This is a genomic window from Thalassomonas sp. RHCl1, from assembly GCF_947387555.1.
Classification (GTDB): domain Bacteria; phylum Pseudomonadota; class Gammaproteobacteria; order Enterobacterales; family Alteromonadaceae; genus Thalassomonas.
Map to the genome: position 1 here is coordinate 29,526 of NZ_CANDNZ010000012.1, position 16,118 is coordinate 45,643.

At 49.1% G+C, this 16,118-nt stretch carries 14 protein-coding genes; all 14 read right to left on the reverse strand.

Annotated features, from left to right (window positions below):
* Positions 1–30 precede the first annotated feature (30 nt).
* Positions 31–642, reverse strand: a complete 612-nt coding sequence (locus tag QL234_RS25040; RefSeq protein WP_281560489.1) for a DUF3750 domain-containing protein — start codon at positions 640–642, stop codon at positions 31–33.
* Positions 611–1,078 (reverse strand): PaaI family thioesterase, encoded by a 468-nt coding sequence (locus tag QL234_RS25045; protein ID WP_281560490.1) that lies wholly within the window; start codon positions 1,076–1,078, stop codon positions 611–613. The genes QL234_RS25040 and QL234_RS25045 overlap by 32 nt, the downstream gene beginning before the upstream one ends.
* A 180-nt stretch (positions 1,079–1,258) precedes the next feature.
* Positions 1,259–2,284 carry an adenosine deaminase gene (locus QL234_RS25050; RefSeq protein WP_281560491.1) on the reverse strand — a complete coding sequence of 342 codons (1,026 nt, stop codon included), beginning with the start codon at positions 2,282–2,284 and terminating at the stop codon, positions 1,259–1,261.
* A gap of 108 nt (positions 2,285–2,392) precedes the next feature.
* The gene (locus tag QL234_RS25055; RefSeq protein ID WP_281560492.1) at positions 2,393–3,019 is read right to left on the reverse strand and encodes a TetR/AcrR family transcriptional regulator; all 627 of its coding nucleotides are present in this window, start codon (positions 3,017–3,019) and stop codon (positions 2,393–2,395) included.
* 178 nt (positions 3,020–3,197) lie between these two features.
* Positions 3,198–5,378, reverse strand: coding sequence for a malate synthase G (locus QL234_RS25060; protein WP_281560493.1), 2,181 nt, complete (start codon positions 5,376–5,378; stop codon positions 3,198–3,200).
* A gap of 80 nt (positions 5,379–5,458) precedes the next feature.
* The gene (locus tag QL234_RS25065) at positions 5,459–6,658 is read right to left on the reverse strand and encodes a urate hydroxylase PuuD (RefSeq protein ID WP_281560494.1); all 1,200 of its coding nucleotides are present in this window, start codon (positions 6,656–6,658) and stop codon (positions 5,459–5,461) included.
* Between the two features lie 132 nt (positions 6,659–6,790).
* Positions 6,791–8,089, reverse strand: coding sequence for a guanine deaminase (guaD, locus tag QL234_RS25070; RefSeq protein WP_281560495.1), 1,299 nt, complete (start codon positions 8,087–8,089; stop codon positions 6,791–6,793).
* A 138-nt stretch (positions 8,090–8,227) separates the two neighbouring features.
* Positions 8,228–8,728, reverse strand: coding sequence for an ureidoglycolate lyase (locus QL234_RS25075; RefSeq protein WP_281560496.1), 501 nt, complete (start codon positions 8,726–8,728; stop codon positions 8,228–8,230).
* A 29-nt stretch (positions 8,729–8,757) separates the two neighbouring features.
* A complete protein-coding gene (gene uraH, locus QL234_RS25080; protein ID WP_281560497.1) occupies positions 8,758–9,099 on the reverse strand; it encodes a hydroxyisourate hydrolase in 342 nt (113 codons plus the stop codon).
* Positions 9,100–9,109: 10 nt separating this feature from the next.
* Positions 9,110–9,619, reverse strand: coding sequence for a 2-oxo-4-hydroxy-4-carboxy-5-ureidoimidazoline decarboxylase (uraD, locus tag QL234_RS25085; protein WP_281560498.1), 510 nt, complete (start codon positions 9,617–9,619; stop codon positions 9,110–9,112).
* 37 nt (positions 9,620–9,656) lie between these two features.
* Positions 9,657–10,688 carry an allantoicase gene (gene alc, locus QL234_RS25090; RefSeq protein WP_281560499.1) on the reverse strand — a complete coding sequence of 344 codons (1,032 nt, stop codon included), beginning with the start codon at positions 10,686–10,688 and terminating at the stop codon, positions 9,657–9,659.
* Positions 10,689–10,977: 289 nt separating this feature from the next.
* The gene (xdhC, locus tag QL234_RS25095) at positions 10,978–11,901 is read right to left on the reverse strand and encodes a xanthine dehydrogenase accessory protein XdhC (RefSeq protein WP_281560500.1); all 924 of its coding nucleotides are present in this window, start codon (positions 11,899–11,901) and stop codon (positions 10,978–10,980) included.
* A 3-nt stretch (positions 11,902–11,904) separates the two neighbouring features.
* A complete protein-coding gene (xdhB, locus tag QL234_RS25100; protein WP_281560501.1) occupies positions 11,905–14,286 on the reverse strand; it encodes a xanthine dehydrogenase molybdopterin binding subunit in 2,382 nt (793 codons plus the stop codon).
* Positions 14,279–15,739, reverse strand: coding sequence for a xanthine dehydrogenase small subunit (xdhA, locus tag QL234_RS25105; protein ID WP_281560502.1), 1,461 nt, complete (start codon positions 15,737–15,739; stop codon positions 14,279–14,281). The genes xdhB and xdhA overlap by 8 nt, the downstream gene beginning before the upstream one ends.
* Between the last annotated feature and the right edge of the window lie 379 nt (positions 15,740–16,118).

Sequence of the window (16,118 nt, forward strand, 5' to 3'; positions counted from 1 at the left end):
TTGCCAAAAAACTTGCCATATCCTGTATTATTATCTGTTTTCATTTTGCTGCCATCTTAATCCGGGGTAAACCAGCCGAAAAGGTTTGAAAGTCCAGCCAAAAGGCAAAGTGGCCAACTGGAAAGTTACATATTTGCCCCAAACAAAATCAGCACCGATAACCGGGGTTGATATTAAGATCCCCTGCCGGGTTAACTTACTTCCTATTAAACCCAGATAATCTTTACCTATGGCGCTGGGGCCGGGTATTTCCGTGATTTTTGCCTGATCGAGTATCCATTGAACATAAGTATTACTGTTAGGGCCGGGCCAGTATCGGTAAAGGGCCAGATGAGGATATTGCTCCGGTGACGCTTCTATCACCCGGATCAAGCTTACCGCTTTTGCTCCGCGCCAGCGGTACTCTACCCGGCTCGGCCCGTTACCCACTCCGCTTTCGCAATCTTTCAGGTTTTTATGAAGATAATGCCAGCTTTGCCCGCCGACATTTTTGTGCTGCCAGACTTCCCAGCGCTGTTTGTGGCTATTCCCGCCTTTATCAATCACAAACCAGTAATGATCGGCAATAATCCCCACAGCCCCCGGGATTTTTGCCGCCCTTAACTCAACGCTAGCCGCTGTGGCTTGTGTTATCACCGTCATCTGATAAATATCCCCTGGCATCCGTTAACGGTAATTTTCCCCGGACAAAGATACCATTGCCACGCCCGATCTCCTTATCCTTTTCGTCATAAACCACGGCTTCGGCGATAAACTGGCTTTTATTGCTGTTGACCACTTTGCCTTTGGCGGTCAATTTTCCATAGGCCACCGGACGGGTCAGGTAAGTAGTAAAACTCGTGGTTAAGACAAAAACTTTATCTTCGAGGGAGTTGGCGGCAAAGAATGCGGCATCGTCGAGCATTTTAAAATAAACAGAGCCGTGCACGCCCCCGCCTGAGTGGTGGTGTTTTTCATCCACGGCTATGGTGATATTCGCTTCGCCCTCGCTCACCTGCATCTCTGGCCGGTAAAATTCATTGATGGGGGCCGCCTGATACATGCTTTCCAGACGGCGAAAATGTAACGCTTGGGTCATAGCCTTTCCTGTAGGTTCACCTTATGCAAGCTTACGGCGCTTAGCAAAAAGGTAACGGCGCCAGAGAAAACTATACTTGTTTAAAGTGGTTGATAAAAAGCCATCTTAACGTTCAACGTGCCCAAAGTTAACCTCTTTGTGAAGTTGCCGGAAAGTTTACCCCCTCAATAACCAGCCCTCTTAGTCAGTGGACGGCCACCGGGCGACAAAATCATCCAGCCGGGTTAATAACGCCTGTTTTTCTTTATCCGCCAGAAAACTTGCATTAAAGCTGTTTTGCGCCAGCTTAACCGCCTGGATCCGGGTCATGGCCAATCCCTGATATAAGGCAACAAAATTCTCATTCACATAGCCGCCAAAATAAGCGGGATCGTCGGAGTTGACCGTTACATTAAGTCCCTTATCCAGTAACTCAAGGATATTATGCTGCGACATCTGCTCAAAAACCTTAAGTTTAGTGTTAGAGAGCGGACAAACGGTTAGCGGAATATGGTTATCCCGTAACATAGCCACCAGCTCAGGGTCTTCCACGCACCTGACGCCATGGTCGATACGTTTTACTTTCAGTAATTTCAGGGCATTCCAGATATATTCTGCCGGTCCTTCCTCACCGGCATGGGCAACCGCGGGCAGACCCATTTCAGCTGCCATAGCAAAAACCTGGCTAAACTTCTCCGGCGGATGGCCGAGCTCAGAGGAGTCCAGCCCGACACCGGCCAGTTGCCCTTTATAAGGACCGGCCGCAACTAAAGTCTGCATTGCCTCTTCGGCGCTAAGATGGCGCAAAAAACACATGATCAGCAAACTGCTGATGCCAAGCTGCGCTTTGCCGTCCGCCAGTGCCCGGCTGATACCGTTAATCACGGTCTCAAAGCGGATCCCCCTTTGGGTATGGGTTTGCGGATCAAAAAAGATCTCGCTATGGACAACATTTTGCTCGGCACATTTTTCCAGGTAGGCCCAGGTCAGATCATAAAAGTCCTGCTCCGTTATCAGTACCGCCGCGCTGGCATAATAAATATCGAGAAAGTCCTGCAGGTTTTCAAACTGATAGGCCTGCCTGACATCATCGAGGCTGGCATAAGGTAAAGGAATATTATTACGCTGCGCCAGTGCAAACATCAATTCAGGCTCTAAGCTGCCTTCGATATGAAGATGTAACTCGGCCTTGGGCATCTTAGTTAAAAAATCAATCATCTTTGACATGACTTGCTCCTTTACTTTTTATTGTACTCAATCTAATTAAAGTATACCTTGAGTGCAAACGGACGCCGCTATTTTTTCGTGCCGGCAGCTACTGCCATAATATTACCGTTATTTTATGCCGCAGCCGCACAGGATGATGGAGGTCAGTGAGCTGACAACATCTTCATAATCGTCATTGGACATTTCCTGTTTATCCATGGCGGATAAGACCTGAACATTAAAGTCGGCATAATGCTGACTCGCCCCCCAGATCAAAAACAGCAAATGATAGGGATTGACCGGATTGATTTGTCCCTGATCTATCCAGGACTGGATCACCGCGGTTTTTCCCTGTACCCATTCTTTAAACTCTTTAGCAAGATAGGATTTTAAATGCGGGGCGCCATGAATAATTTCACTGGCAAAAATACGAGAGGCATCGGGATCTGTTTTTGAGTACATCACCTTGGCACGGATATAGGCGGTTAACGCCTCCTTGGCATTATCTTCTGCCGTCAAGGTATCAAACCTTTGGTTCCAGGTTTCCAGGATATCATTAAGCAGTTGCTGGTAGAGATCGATTTTATTCTTGTAGTAATAATGAATATTGGTTCTGGGAATATTGGCGCGCTCGGCAATACGTTTAATCGATGCCCCTTTAAACCCGTAAGTGACAAATTCTTTTTTCGCCGCAGTTAAAATCAGGGCTTTGTTTTTTTGCCTGATATTACCGTCTTGTGACTTGGCTGATGACAACGCAATAACTCCTTAATATAGCAATTGATTAGTATATAGGTGCAATCGCCGGTTTTTAAAGGGGTGAAGCATGTAAATGGCAAAGTTTTCTTTGCCCTGGCAAGCGATAGCACACTAAACCCGCCGCAGGGGCGAGTTTAGTGGCTATTATACAAACATTGCCGTGTATTTTTTTGATCTATTTCGCTTTAACCTGACGTCTGCTTTGGTGCAGTAAAGGTTCGGTATAACCGCTCGGCTGTTCTTTACCTTTAAAGATCAAATCGCAGGCCGCCTGAAAAGCAATGCTGCTCTCAAAATCAGGCGCCATATTGGTATAAGCATCGTCACCGGCATTTTGCCCGTCGACCACTTGGGCCATGCGTTTAAGGGATGCCATAACTTGCGCTTCATCTAAGATGTTATGCGCTAACCAGTTACAAATATGCTGGCTGGAGATCCTTAACGTCGCCCTGTCTTCCATACGGCCGATATCATCAATATCCGGCACCTTAGAGCAGCCTATACCCAAGTCCACCCAGCGCACCACATAACCGAGCAGGCCCTGGACATTATTATCCAGCTCCGCCTGTATCTCATCTGCAGTTAGGCTTTGCGGATCCGCCAATAACGGCAAGGTCAGCAAATCACTTAAATCATCTTTTGCCGCTTCCTGCATCAGTTGTTGCTGCACCTTGGCAACATTGACCTGGTGATAATGCATCACATGCAAAGTGGCGGCAGTCGGTGACGGCACCCAGGCACAATTGGCCCCGGATAACGGATGGCCGATTTTGCTATTGAGCATATTGGCCATTTGATCCGGCACCGCCCACATGCCCTTGCCGATTTGCGCTTTGCCCTTAAGCCCGGCCGCCAGGCCTATGCGAACATTTCTGTTTTCATAGGCAGAAATCCATTTCTCATCCTTCATCAGCTCTTTGCGCACCATAGGGCCCGCCAGCATGCTGGTGTGGATTTCATCACCGGTTCTGTCTAAAAAGCCGGTGTTGATAAAGGCAAGGCGGGTTTTCGCCGCGCGGATACATGCCTTTAAATTTACCGAAGTGCGGCGCTCCTCGTCCATGATCCCCACTTTAATGGTATTTTCCTCAAGGCCAAGCACCTGTTCGATACGGGAAAATAACCGGCAGGTGAAATCCACTTCTTCCGGGCCGTGCATCTTAGGTTTTACGATATAGATACTGCCGTGGCGTGAGTTTTTAAAGGCCGAGTTACCTTTAAGGTCGTGCAGGGAAATTAAGCTGGTGATCATGCCATCCACCAGGCCTTCCGGCACTTCGCTGTCATCACTGGCCAGTACCGCATCCGTGGTCATCAAGTGGCCGACATTACGGATAAACTGCAAGCTGCGCCCCGGCAATACTAACGCCTCGCCGCGGGCATTAAGATATTGGCGATCGGCATTTAAGGTCCGGGTCAGCTGACGGCCATTTTTTTCCAGGGTTTCACTTAAGTTGCCCCGCATCAGGCCAAGCCAGTTGCGGTAAACCGCGGTTTTATCTTCGCCGTCCACGGCGGCAATCGAGTCTTCACAATCCTGTATCGTGCTTAAAGCCGACTCCAGGATAATATCTTTGATGCCGGCATTGTCGGTTTTACCGATCAGGTGCTGGTCGTCAAACTGGATCTCTATATGCAGGCCATGGTTTTGGCATAATACAGAAGCAGGTTTACTTTGCTCGCCGTTAAAACCGACAAACTGGCTTTCATCTGCCAAATGGGTATGTTCACCGTCGGCGAGTACCGCCACCAGCCTTTGGTTTTCAATATAATAATTTTGGGTTTGCTTATGGCTGCCGCTAACGAGCGGTAAGGTTTTATCAAGGAAGTCCCGGGCAAAGGCGATCACTTTATCGCCGCGGCGGGCATTATAGCCGCCGCGGCGCTCAGCGCCATCGGATTCATCAATCACATCCGTGCCATACAGGGCGTCATATAAGCTGCCCCAGCGGGCATTGGCGGCGTTCAGGGCATATCTGGCATTCATCAGCGGCACCACCAGCTGCGGTCCGGCGATGGTGGCCACTTCCGCATCGACATTAGCCGTGGTAATGCTAAAGTCTTCTCCTTCAGGCACGATATAGCCGATATCCGTTAAAAAAGCCCGGTAAGCACTGGCGTCAAAGTCTTTATGGTTACGGTGCCAATCATCTATTTGCTGTTGCAAACTGGCCCTTTTTTCCAGGAGCTCGCGGTTTTGCGGGATAAAGTCCGACAACATATCACTAAAAGCCTGCCAGAAGCTTTCATTGTCCAGCCCTAACCCCGGCAAGACTTCCTGCTCCACCAGCTCGAATAATGCCGGGTGGATTTTATAGCCATGTTTGATAACACGGTTAACTGTATTGTTTTGCATAATTTCTGTACCTTATTCTTTTCATTACCCGGGGTTGGCTTTATTAACGGCCCTACCGGCTATTACCTGGTAACTAGCTGCTAATGAATGGGCGCCCCTTTGGCAATCCATAATGCCAGGTACTCACGCTCGTCCTGGGTCATCTGGGTTTTATTCATAAAGGGCATATCCGGGGCATCTATGGTCCGGGCCTTGATCCGCGGCGCCCATTGCTGGATGGCTGTAAGCTCATCAAACATCACGCCTCCCGGGGCCGCCTTAAAGACATCATCGCTGGGACTGGCGCTATGACAAGTCACACATCGGCTTTGTATGATGGTATTCACCTTGGTGATATCAACCCCCTGCTGCAGTTGCTCGGCACTCGGCTCAAGGTTTTTCGGGGCGATCAGGTACGCCAGTACCACAATGGCCGCCGCAGCACCTGCCAGTAATACCGGTTTATTACTGCCGAAATGGCGCAGGACAAAGAACTGGCGGATCACTGCAGTGATCACTATCACCGCCACTAAAATTAACCAGTTATATTCATGGTTATAAGTGATCGGATAATGGTTGCTGATCATCATAAATAAGATCGGCAAGGTGGTATAGGTATTATGGGTCGAGCGTACCTTGGCATTAAGGCCGTAGGCGGGATCCGGGCTGGTACCCTCTTCTACCGCTTTTACCAGCGCCCGCTGGGACGGCATGATGCCGAAAAACACATTACCCGCCATAATAGTGCCGATAATGGCCCCCATATGAATATAAGCACCGCGGGCGCTAAATACCTGGGTCAGGCCATAAGATAAGGCCGTGGCCAGGGCCAATAACAAGATCCCCAACAACAGGCCGTGCTCTCTTAACTTGGTACGTACCATCACCTCATAACAGCCGACGCCGAAAACTATGGAGCCAAGGCCAATGGCAACCGCCTGCATTTGCGTTAAATCCGCCACTCTTTTGTCGATAAGATAAGACTCGGCGCCGACATAAAACATCAAAGACAATAATAGGAAACCTGTGATCCAGGTGGTATAGGCTTCCCACTTAAACCAGTGCAGGGTTTGCGGCATTTGCGGCGGCGCCAGCTTGTATTTGGCGACTTCATAAAAACCACCGCCATGTATGGCCCAGAGATCCCCCTTGATGCCTTTTTCTTCTTTCCACGCCGGTGGTTTTTCCAGGTGGTTATCCAGCCAGACAAAATAAAACGATGCGCCGATCCAGGCAATACCCGTGATTAAATGGGCAAAGCGCAAGATCAGGTTGAGCCATTCAGTAATATACGGATCCATAAACTTCCTATCAAATGAGTTGTAAATTAATACCGTCACCGGGGCGGATACCGGGCTTATATTTATATTGTTTGCCCTTCGCTGTTCCCGTGACTTAGGTTTACAGCCGGGGATTTCTCCCCGGCTTTTCTGTTAAGCTTTACCAGTAACCCTCTCACCCAGCACATGAGTGGCACAAACATTACGCTCATCACCTAACATACTCAGGACAAAGAGTTTTTCATGTAGAGTTTTACATTGCTTGATACGGCGATCCATCAATGGCGTGGCGTTATAGTCAAGCACAATGAAATCGGCTTCTTTACCCGGCGCTAAATTACCGATTTTATCTTCTAAGTCCAGCGCCACCGCGCCCCCTAAGGTAGAAAGATAGAAAGATTTAAACGGCGTTAATTTCTCTCCTCTAAGCTGCTGAATTTTATAGGCTTCATTCAGGCTGCGCAGGATAGAAAAGCTGGTGCCGGCGCCGACATCTGTACCCATACCGACATTGACATCATATTCTTCTGCCTGCTTTAAGTTAAACAAGCCGCTGCCGAGGAATAAATTGGAGGTCGGACAAAAGGCGATAGCCGAGCCGGTATCGCTTAAGCGCTGGCATTCTTCATCATGCAGGTGTACGCCATGGGCAAAAACACTGCGGCGGCCAAGTAAGTTACTTTGATCGTACACATCCAGATAACCGTCATTTTCCGGAAACAACGCCTGTACCCACTCGATTTCTTTTTTGTTTTCACAAAGGTGGGTATGCATATAAACATCCGGATACAGGGAAAGTAATTCCCCGGCTTTATCCAGTTGCTCCCGGGTACTGGTGGGGGCAAACCTTGGTGTCACCGCGTATTGCAGGCGATCGGTATTGTGCCATTTTTCAATTAACGCCTTACTGTCGGTAAAACCGGTTTCGGCAGTATCGGTTAAAAAGTCAGGACAGTTTCTGTCCATCAGCACTTTACCGCAGATCATGCGCAGTTTTTTCTGCTGCGCCACGGTGAAAAAGGCATCTACGGAAGCCTTGTGCACGGTACCAAAGACCAGGGCGGTGGTGGTACCGGCATCGAGTAGTTGATCCAGGAAAAACTCGGCCACATCTTTAGCGTAGGCTTCATCTTCAAAGCGCCTTTCTGCCGGGAAGGTATAATTTTCCAGCCATTCAAGCAGCTGCTCGCCATATGAAGCGATCATTTCCGTTTGCGGGTAATGGATATGGGTATCAATAAAACCCGGCATGATCAGGCCGTTTTGATAATGGGTCACTTCAATATCGCCCGGTAAAGTCGCTAGCAGCTTTGATGCCTCCCCCAGCTGTTTTACCTTGCCGTCTTCAATCACCAACAAACCGTCGGCAAAGTGCTGGTAACTTTGCTCCAGTTCCACTTTGGCGGGGTCCGCCAGGAAGTGCAAGATTTCACCACGATAAACTTTTAACATAACACTTTATTCTCTATAAGATCGTCACCCCGGCGCGTGCCTTAATTTTTGGATGAAGATAGAATTATTCAATATAACCGGGCCGGATGTCCTATCAGCACAGGTTATATCACCTCAACTTCTTTACGCTTTACTCAATCATTTTTGCGTTGCTATTATTTTACTGCCATCGAGTTCAACCACATCGCAGTTGTCCCCTTCTCCGCCCCGGTCAACCACCAAGAAATCGCTTTGCTGGTGCAATGCCAGACAATAGTGATGCCAGGTGCCGGCATGGTAATTGACTCCCTGGTTGCTTTGGGCGATAAAGACCTCTATGGCGCTTAAATCTAAGTCACCTTTGGGAGCGACCACCACTAAATAAGGTTCATTGCCCAGGGGAATAAAGGCCTGGCTCGACAGCGGATGACGCTCCATCATTTTAATCGCGATCGGTTGCGCCAAAGGGGTCGAGCGAAAAATATTGATCAGGGTCCGGCCGTTATTTTTTTCAACATCCACGGTGGCCAAATCATGATAACGCTCGGTAAAGCCGTCATTGATGGTAAAATGCTGCCTGTTCTCATCCACTTCAATCACATCACCAAAGGGGGCAAAGGCTTCACTGGTTAAGATCTTAGGCACGATTTGTTCAGTCATATTATTCAACTCAGCTGTTGCTATTACCACTAACTACCGCGGTAGGTAGAGTAACCATAAGCCGTCAACAATAACGGAATATGATAGTGATCGCCGCCGGCGCTTAATTCAAAAACAATATCAACATAAGGATAAAAACCTTTATCCCCCATGCGCTCGAAATAAGCGTTAGTATCAAAATGCATACGGTAAATACCGGCATCCAGAATACGATCATCGGCCAATAACCCGGCAATACGGCCGTCATCGTTGGTAATACCGCTGGCAAGCTGTTGCCAGCCTTCAGCTGTTTGCTGATATAAAGTGATCGGGATCTCTGCCCCCGGCTTGCCGCGGGTGGTATCTAAAACATGGGTGGTAATTTGACTCATAGTGATTTCCCTAAACTTTATCTAAACATTTATCTAAGCGAAGATGAAAAATTTTTCGCTGCTCTTCAGCGGCATTAACTAATTCCTGTGCCCTGTCATTGGGCAGGCGCGCCTGTAATAACGCCAGCATTTGCTCCGCACTTTTGCCGGTGGCACAGACAATAAAAATAAAGCCAAACTTGGTTTCATAATCGCTGTTGCCTTTAGCAAGGTCGTTTAGTACCTGCTCGGACGCGACATTGACCGCACTTTGCTCGCCGCTGGCCAGGGCCTTGGTATTGGCGTATTTGGCCCTGAGGCTGTTGACGTCACCGATTTTCGGATGGCCTTCGAAGGCTTCAAGATAATCGCTTTCACTCAAGCCTTGCCAATGCTGATCCGCCGCCTGGTATAACGCCGCTTCATCTGCAAACGGCCGGCTTTGCACCATAGCCTTGACCCAGGTACTTGCGGTGCAACACTGCATAAACGCATGGCTGGCATCACTTTCGGGCAACAAATTTAATTCTTGTAAAGTCACTTAACTGCTCCTGTTGGTCCTGCTCATTGTTGCCCGGTTACTTATCGACGCGGTGGCCAAATACCCGCATCCGGCTGACACCGCCGTCGGGGAATATATTTAGGCGCACATGGGTAAAGGCCTGGGCCTTATCCGCAACGATTTCTTTTAAAAACAGGTGCTCACGGTGGGCATATAGCTTGGTTTTTTCTATAATCGGCTGCCAGTTGACGTTTTCACCCGAGGTGAAATCATCGCTGTCAGAAACCGTTCCTTCGAGGGTAAAATGATCCGGGAAATTGCCTTTAAAGTGATGGGTATCGACGATCACCTTTTGCACATTGCCTTTTGCCGCCAGCTTGATAATCGACCAGTCGGGACCGGGATCACGGCGGCGTTTGGTTTCCCAGCCATCGCCCATGTCCTTGCCGCGTCCCGGCATGATCAAATTATTTTTATCGCTGAAAAACATATCACTGACCAAAAGCGCTTTACCGCCGTTTTTAATGTAGGCCAGATCGATTAATTCGCCGTCAACAAACTCGTTCCAGTTTACTTGTGCTTCACCGTAAACCCTGAAACGGGCAACACCGCCATCGGGGAAAATATTTAAACGCACATGGGTCCAGGCGGTATTGGCGGTTGCACTTGGCTCGATTTCAAAGAAATTCTGGCTATGAGCATCTACCGGGCTTTGAGATAAAATGGTCTGCCACTGAGTTGACGCATCCGGCTGCCCCTCACTGACACACGCTTCTACGGAAACCGTTTGCGGGGCATTGCCCCTGAAGAAGTTAGTATCGACATCCAGGCCATAAATAACACCCGGGATACCTAAACGAATAATACACCAGTCGTACTCCCTGCCGTTATCACGGCCGTAACTGCGGCGGGATTCCCAGCCGTCCATCCATTTGCCGCGCTCTGTATATTTATCGTCAATAAAAATGCCGCGCCCGGGTTTTAACAGATTTTCCATTTCGGCAAAAAAATCATCGCTGCAGGCCAGGGTTTCACCGCCGATACGCTCGCTGGCAAGATCAACATAATGAGTATTGTAATGCTGGGTTAACTCTTCATTTTTAGTCATTATTTATTTCCATTTTCTCAATTAATTGCTGCCCCTGCCTGCATAAAAGCCAAAGGCTGTTTCTTTGTTTTTATCCGCCTGGGTTATTTAAGCAGCGGACCCCCAACAGGGGCTGCGACAAATTCATCATCGCGGTAGACCCGCTGGGCGCGGACACAGGTTTTCTCCACCCGGCCAAGCACGGTCTTTCCTTCATATCCTGAAAAGTCATTTTATTTATGGTGACCGGGATACAATTTAACGACATAGCTACCAAAGTAGTGATGCCGCCTGCCGCGCCTGTTGAGTCTTAGCTGTTACCTTTATCATCTTCAACCAAGAGCAACTGCTTTAGCTCTTTCCAATGTACTCCCTGCTGGGAAGAGGCTTTTTTCGCTGGAGGTGCTTTTTCGGCTTTAGCTCCCGAGTTTTGTTGCTCGATATTTTCCTGGCTCTTTTGATGGTAAAGACCAATCACCTCAGCCGCGATCGACACCGCCACCTCCATCGGGGTTTTACCCGGCACGGCGCTCAAGCCTATCGGGCAATTCATGCGGGCAACCAGTTGCTCATCGATTTCCCTGTGCTTAAACCTTTGCTGGAACCTGCGCCATTTGGTATCTGAAGCGATCAGGCCCAGGTAACGAAAGTCTTGCCGCGCCAAAACCGACTGGCACAGTTCAAAATCCAGCTGGTGGTTATGGGTCATCACTATGTAATAACTGTTGGCGGGCATAGCGGCAATTTCATCACAGGGGAATTCGCTCACTACCTGACTGACATTATGATATTGCTGCATTTCACTCGCGGGAGGGAATTCCTGCTCACGACTGTCCACCCAATGTACTTTGCACGGCAAACCAGCAAGTATTTTCACCAGCGCCTTGCCGACATGACCGGCGCCAAAGAGCATGATATTGACCGTACTGGCGGCAAAGTATTCAAATAGAACACTGGCGGTGCCGCCGCAGCACTGCCCGAGATGTGTGCCGAGCTGAAAATGCTCTAATTGCTGAGTTTCCTCACCGCTGGCCAACATTTTATGGGCATGAGCTATGGTTTTATGCTCTAAATGACCGCCGCCAATGGTGTCGTAAATATTATCGGCGGTGATCACCATTTTCGTGCCGCTGTTACGCGGCGTCGAGCCCGAGACCCCAACCAGGGTGACCAGCACATAAGCTTCACCCTGCTGATTTAACTGATGCAGGGCATTCACCCAGTTGGTATTCATGGCTTAGTCCCCGCTCTTATCAAGTGCGGCTTGTTGCATATCCTGCACCGCCCACAGCACTTTTTCCGGGGTCGCCGGGGTATTTAGCTTAGGACTGACTTTGTAATCGGCAACACTGGCAACGGCATCTTTAATCGCCGACCAGACACTGATCCCGAGCATAAACGGCGGCTCGCCAACGGCTTTAGAGTTGTAAACCGTATGCTCTTTGTTGGGATCGTCTGGCAATAACGCGACATTAAAATCTACCGGTGCATCGCTGATGGCGGGGATTTTATAGGTCGCCGGGTTATTGCTGAGCAAACGGCCCTTGTCGTTCCACATCAGCTCTTCCGTGGTTAACCAGCCCATGCCCTGGATAAAGGCCCCTTCAATTTGGCCGATATCAATACTGGGGTTTAACGACTTGCCGACATCATGCAAAATATCGGCGCGCAGCAGTTTGTATTCGCCGGTCAGGGTATCGATCAACACCTCAGAAACCGCGGCACCGTTGGCGTAATAGAAAAACGGCCGGCCTTTGGCGGTTTCACGGTCAAAGTGAATTTTAGGGGTTTTATAATAGCCGGTAGAAGATAAAGATACCCGGTTCATATAGGCCAGCTGGATCAGCTCGGCAAAGGCCATGGTCTTCTTGCCGACTTCTGCGCCGATATGCACCTGGTTATCGGCAAATACCACCTGTTCTTCTTTAACATTGAAATGTTCGGCGGCAAAGTCCACCAAACGTTTTTTCAAGGTGATGGCGGCATTTTGCGCCGCTTTACCGTTTAAGTCGGTACCGGATGACGCTGCCGTCGGCGAGGTATTAGGCACCTTATCGGTTCGGGTTGCCGATACCCCTATGGTATCAACGTCCACCTGGAATTCTTCGGCAACAATTTGCGCCACCTTAGTAAACAGCCCCTGCCCCATTTCGGTACCGCCATGGTTTAAATGGATAGTACCGTCGGTGTAGATATGCACCAGGGCACCAGCCTGGTTAAGGTGCTGCACGGTAAAGGAAATACCGAATTTTACCGGCGTCAGGGCAATACCTTTTTTCAGTATGGTATTTTCCTTGTTAAATTCGCTGATTTGCTTGCGGCGGGCCTGGTAGTCGCTGCTTTGCTCCAGGGAGTCGATCAGCTTATCCAGGTTATTGTGTTCAACCGTCTGGTGATAATGGGTGATGTTACGCTCGCCATGGCCGTAAAGGTTGATTTTACGGATTTCCAGCGGATCTTTACCTAAGTGACGGGCAATATCGTCCATCACCATTTCTATGGTCATCATGCCCTGCGGGCCGCCAAAACCACGGTAGGCGGTATGAGAAACGGTATTGGTTTTACAACGGTTACCGGTCACCGTGGCATTATCTAAATAATAGGCATTATCGGAATGGAACATGGCCCGGTCGACAATAGCATCGGAAAGATCCGGGGAATAACCGCAATTGCCGTTCACGGTAATATCTATGCCCTGGATACGGCCACTGTCATCAAAACCGACCTGATAATTGTTTTCAAAAGGATGGCGTTTACCGGTTAAGCACATGTCGTCGCTGCGGCTTAATTTCATTTTTACCGGCAATTGGCACTTATTCGCCAGCAAGGCGGCGATACACGCCCAAGGGGCTGCCTGGGTTTCTTTACCACCGAAACCGCCCCCCATGCGCCGGGTATCAACGGTGATTTTGTTAAGGGGGACATCCAAAACTTCCGCCACCAGCTTTTGTACTTCACTGGGATGCTGGGAAGAGGAAAATATCGTCATGCCGCCATCTTCTGTCGGCTCGGCAGTAGATACCTGGCCTTCAAGATAAAAGTGCTCCTGACCGCCAACACTGATCTCGCCGCTTAACACATGTGGTGCCGAGTCGATGGCCGCTGCCGAATCTCCTCTTTGCATGGTAAAAGGCGGACGAACAAAATGTTGTTTTGCCAGGGCCTCTTTTACCGTGAGTACCGGCTCTAATTCTTCATATTCTACTTTGGCAAGCAAGGCCGCTTTACGCGCCAGATCATGGCTGGTGGCGGCTACCGCAAATAACGGCTGGCCCAGGTATTCTACTTCGTCTAATGCCAGCACGGGATCGCCGGGGAAAACAGGCCCGATATCGACATGGCCGGGCACATCTTTAACGGTGATCACCGCTTTGACCCCTTCGGCGGCCTTAACCGCGCTTAAATCCATGCTTTTAATGCGGGCGCGGGCAAACTGGCTTTGCCCTACCGCAGCGTGTAACTGGCCGCGCAATTCCGGCCTGTCGTCAATATAGACCGCTTCGCCGGATACATGTTTATCGGCGCTTTCATGTTTTTTGCTGCGGCCAACGCCGCCCATGCCGGGGTCCTGAATACTTTCCCGGGCGCTTTGTTGCTCAACTTTTTTAAGACTACGCATAATTCACTACTCTTGTTTCAACATGGCGGTTTTGCAGCTCAAGAAAACATTTCTGTAAAAGATTCTGCGCTACTGTCATACGGTATTTATCGGAGGCGCGGACATCGGACATCGGCTGGAAGTCTTGCGTTAACGCCTGTTTCGCCGCATCTATGCTCGTTTGCGTCCACGGCTGGCCTTTTAAGGCTGCTTCACAGGCAGCCGCCCTTTGAGGGATCGCGGCCATGCCGCCATAAGCGATAGACACACTTTTTACGCTATCTTGCTCTATTTCGATGGAGATCGCCGCCAATACCGCGGAGATATCATCATCAATACGCTTAGAAATCTTATACACTTTGCATTCCTGACCGGCTTTAGCCTTGGGAATGGTGATATCCTGGATAAATTCAGACTCGGCAAGATCTGTGACCTTATAACCTTTAAAGTAATCTTCCACCGGCATTTCCCGGGTGCTGTTACCGCATCTGAGGGTCATGGTGGCCCCTAAGGCGATTAACGCCGGCGGCATATCACCGATAGGAGAAGCATTGCCGATATTGCCCCCCAGGGTACCGTTATTGCGGATTTGGGTAGAGCCGATGCGCTCGATCATCTCGCCAAGCTCAGGATATTGCTGATGCAATAACGGGGTGAACAGACTATAAGGCACGGCCGAGCCGACAATAATACTCTCTTCGGTTTCTCTCAGGCCGTTAAGCTCTTTGACATTGCCCAGATATACCAGTTTATCTATGGTATTAAGCTGCTGGGTGACACTTAACGCCAAGTCGGTACCGCCGCCAAGCAAAGTCGCGTTAGGGTGTGCCAATAAGTAATCGGCGAGCTGGTCGATGTTAGTCGGTGAATAAAAATGGTGTCCGGATGCGCTCAGCTGCGCTTCAGACTGTAAATGGATTTTTTTTAGCTCAGCAACCGTTTGATGGTAATGACGGGCAAAACTGTCGGGAGCGGCATCCGCGCTGGAAGCCATGGCCGCATCAATGATAGAGCGATAACCGGTACAACGGCATAAATTACCCGCCAAAGCTTCCACTACCTGCGCCCGGTCCGGACTGCTCACCGCTTTATGCAAAGCAAAAGAAGACATCACAAAACCCGGGGTACAAAAGCCGCACTGGGAGCCGTGGAAATCGACAATGGCCTGCTGCACCGGATGCAATGCTTCACCTTCTTTTAAGTGTTCCACCGTGATCAGTTGCTTGCCGTGCAAACTGCCGACAAATAAAATACAGGCATTGGCGGATTTATAGTTGAGTTCGTTAAACTCCTCTCCCGCCAGCTCGACCAGCACCACGGTACAGGCGCCGCAGTCGCCGGAGGCACAGCCCTCCTTGGTGCCTGACTGAAAACGTATGTCTCTCAGGTATTGCAGTACGGTTAAATTGGGATCGATATTTTCCAACATGATGAGTTCATCATTGAGGAGAAAGCGGATTGTGTTGTCTGTCATGCTTGATTTCCATCAAATACTTGAAAGTTCAATTACTTATTGGCGCTAATGCACACTTTGTTTTATTGACTCATGTTCAAGCTTGCCCGTCTCTAATTTAAGAAAAGCAAAGTTTCACCGAAAGGCAAGTGCAGGGGAAAATTCCCCTGTGCCGTTTTTTAAACTTTTGTCAAGTAATCTCATCTAAAAAATGTCGGGAGATTAATTGTGTGTTTATAAGATATTTAAAACTTGACAGTTGTGTCAAGTTTTAAATATCTTATATGATTAATGTTTATCGAAAGTCGATAAAAGTGTTATCATAATGCCCTGTAGTACCTGAATTAACTGGTTTCGGCTGTTTTTTAGCCTGCCGTGTTGATTTATCGCGCTATTTGGC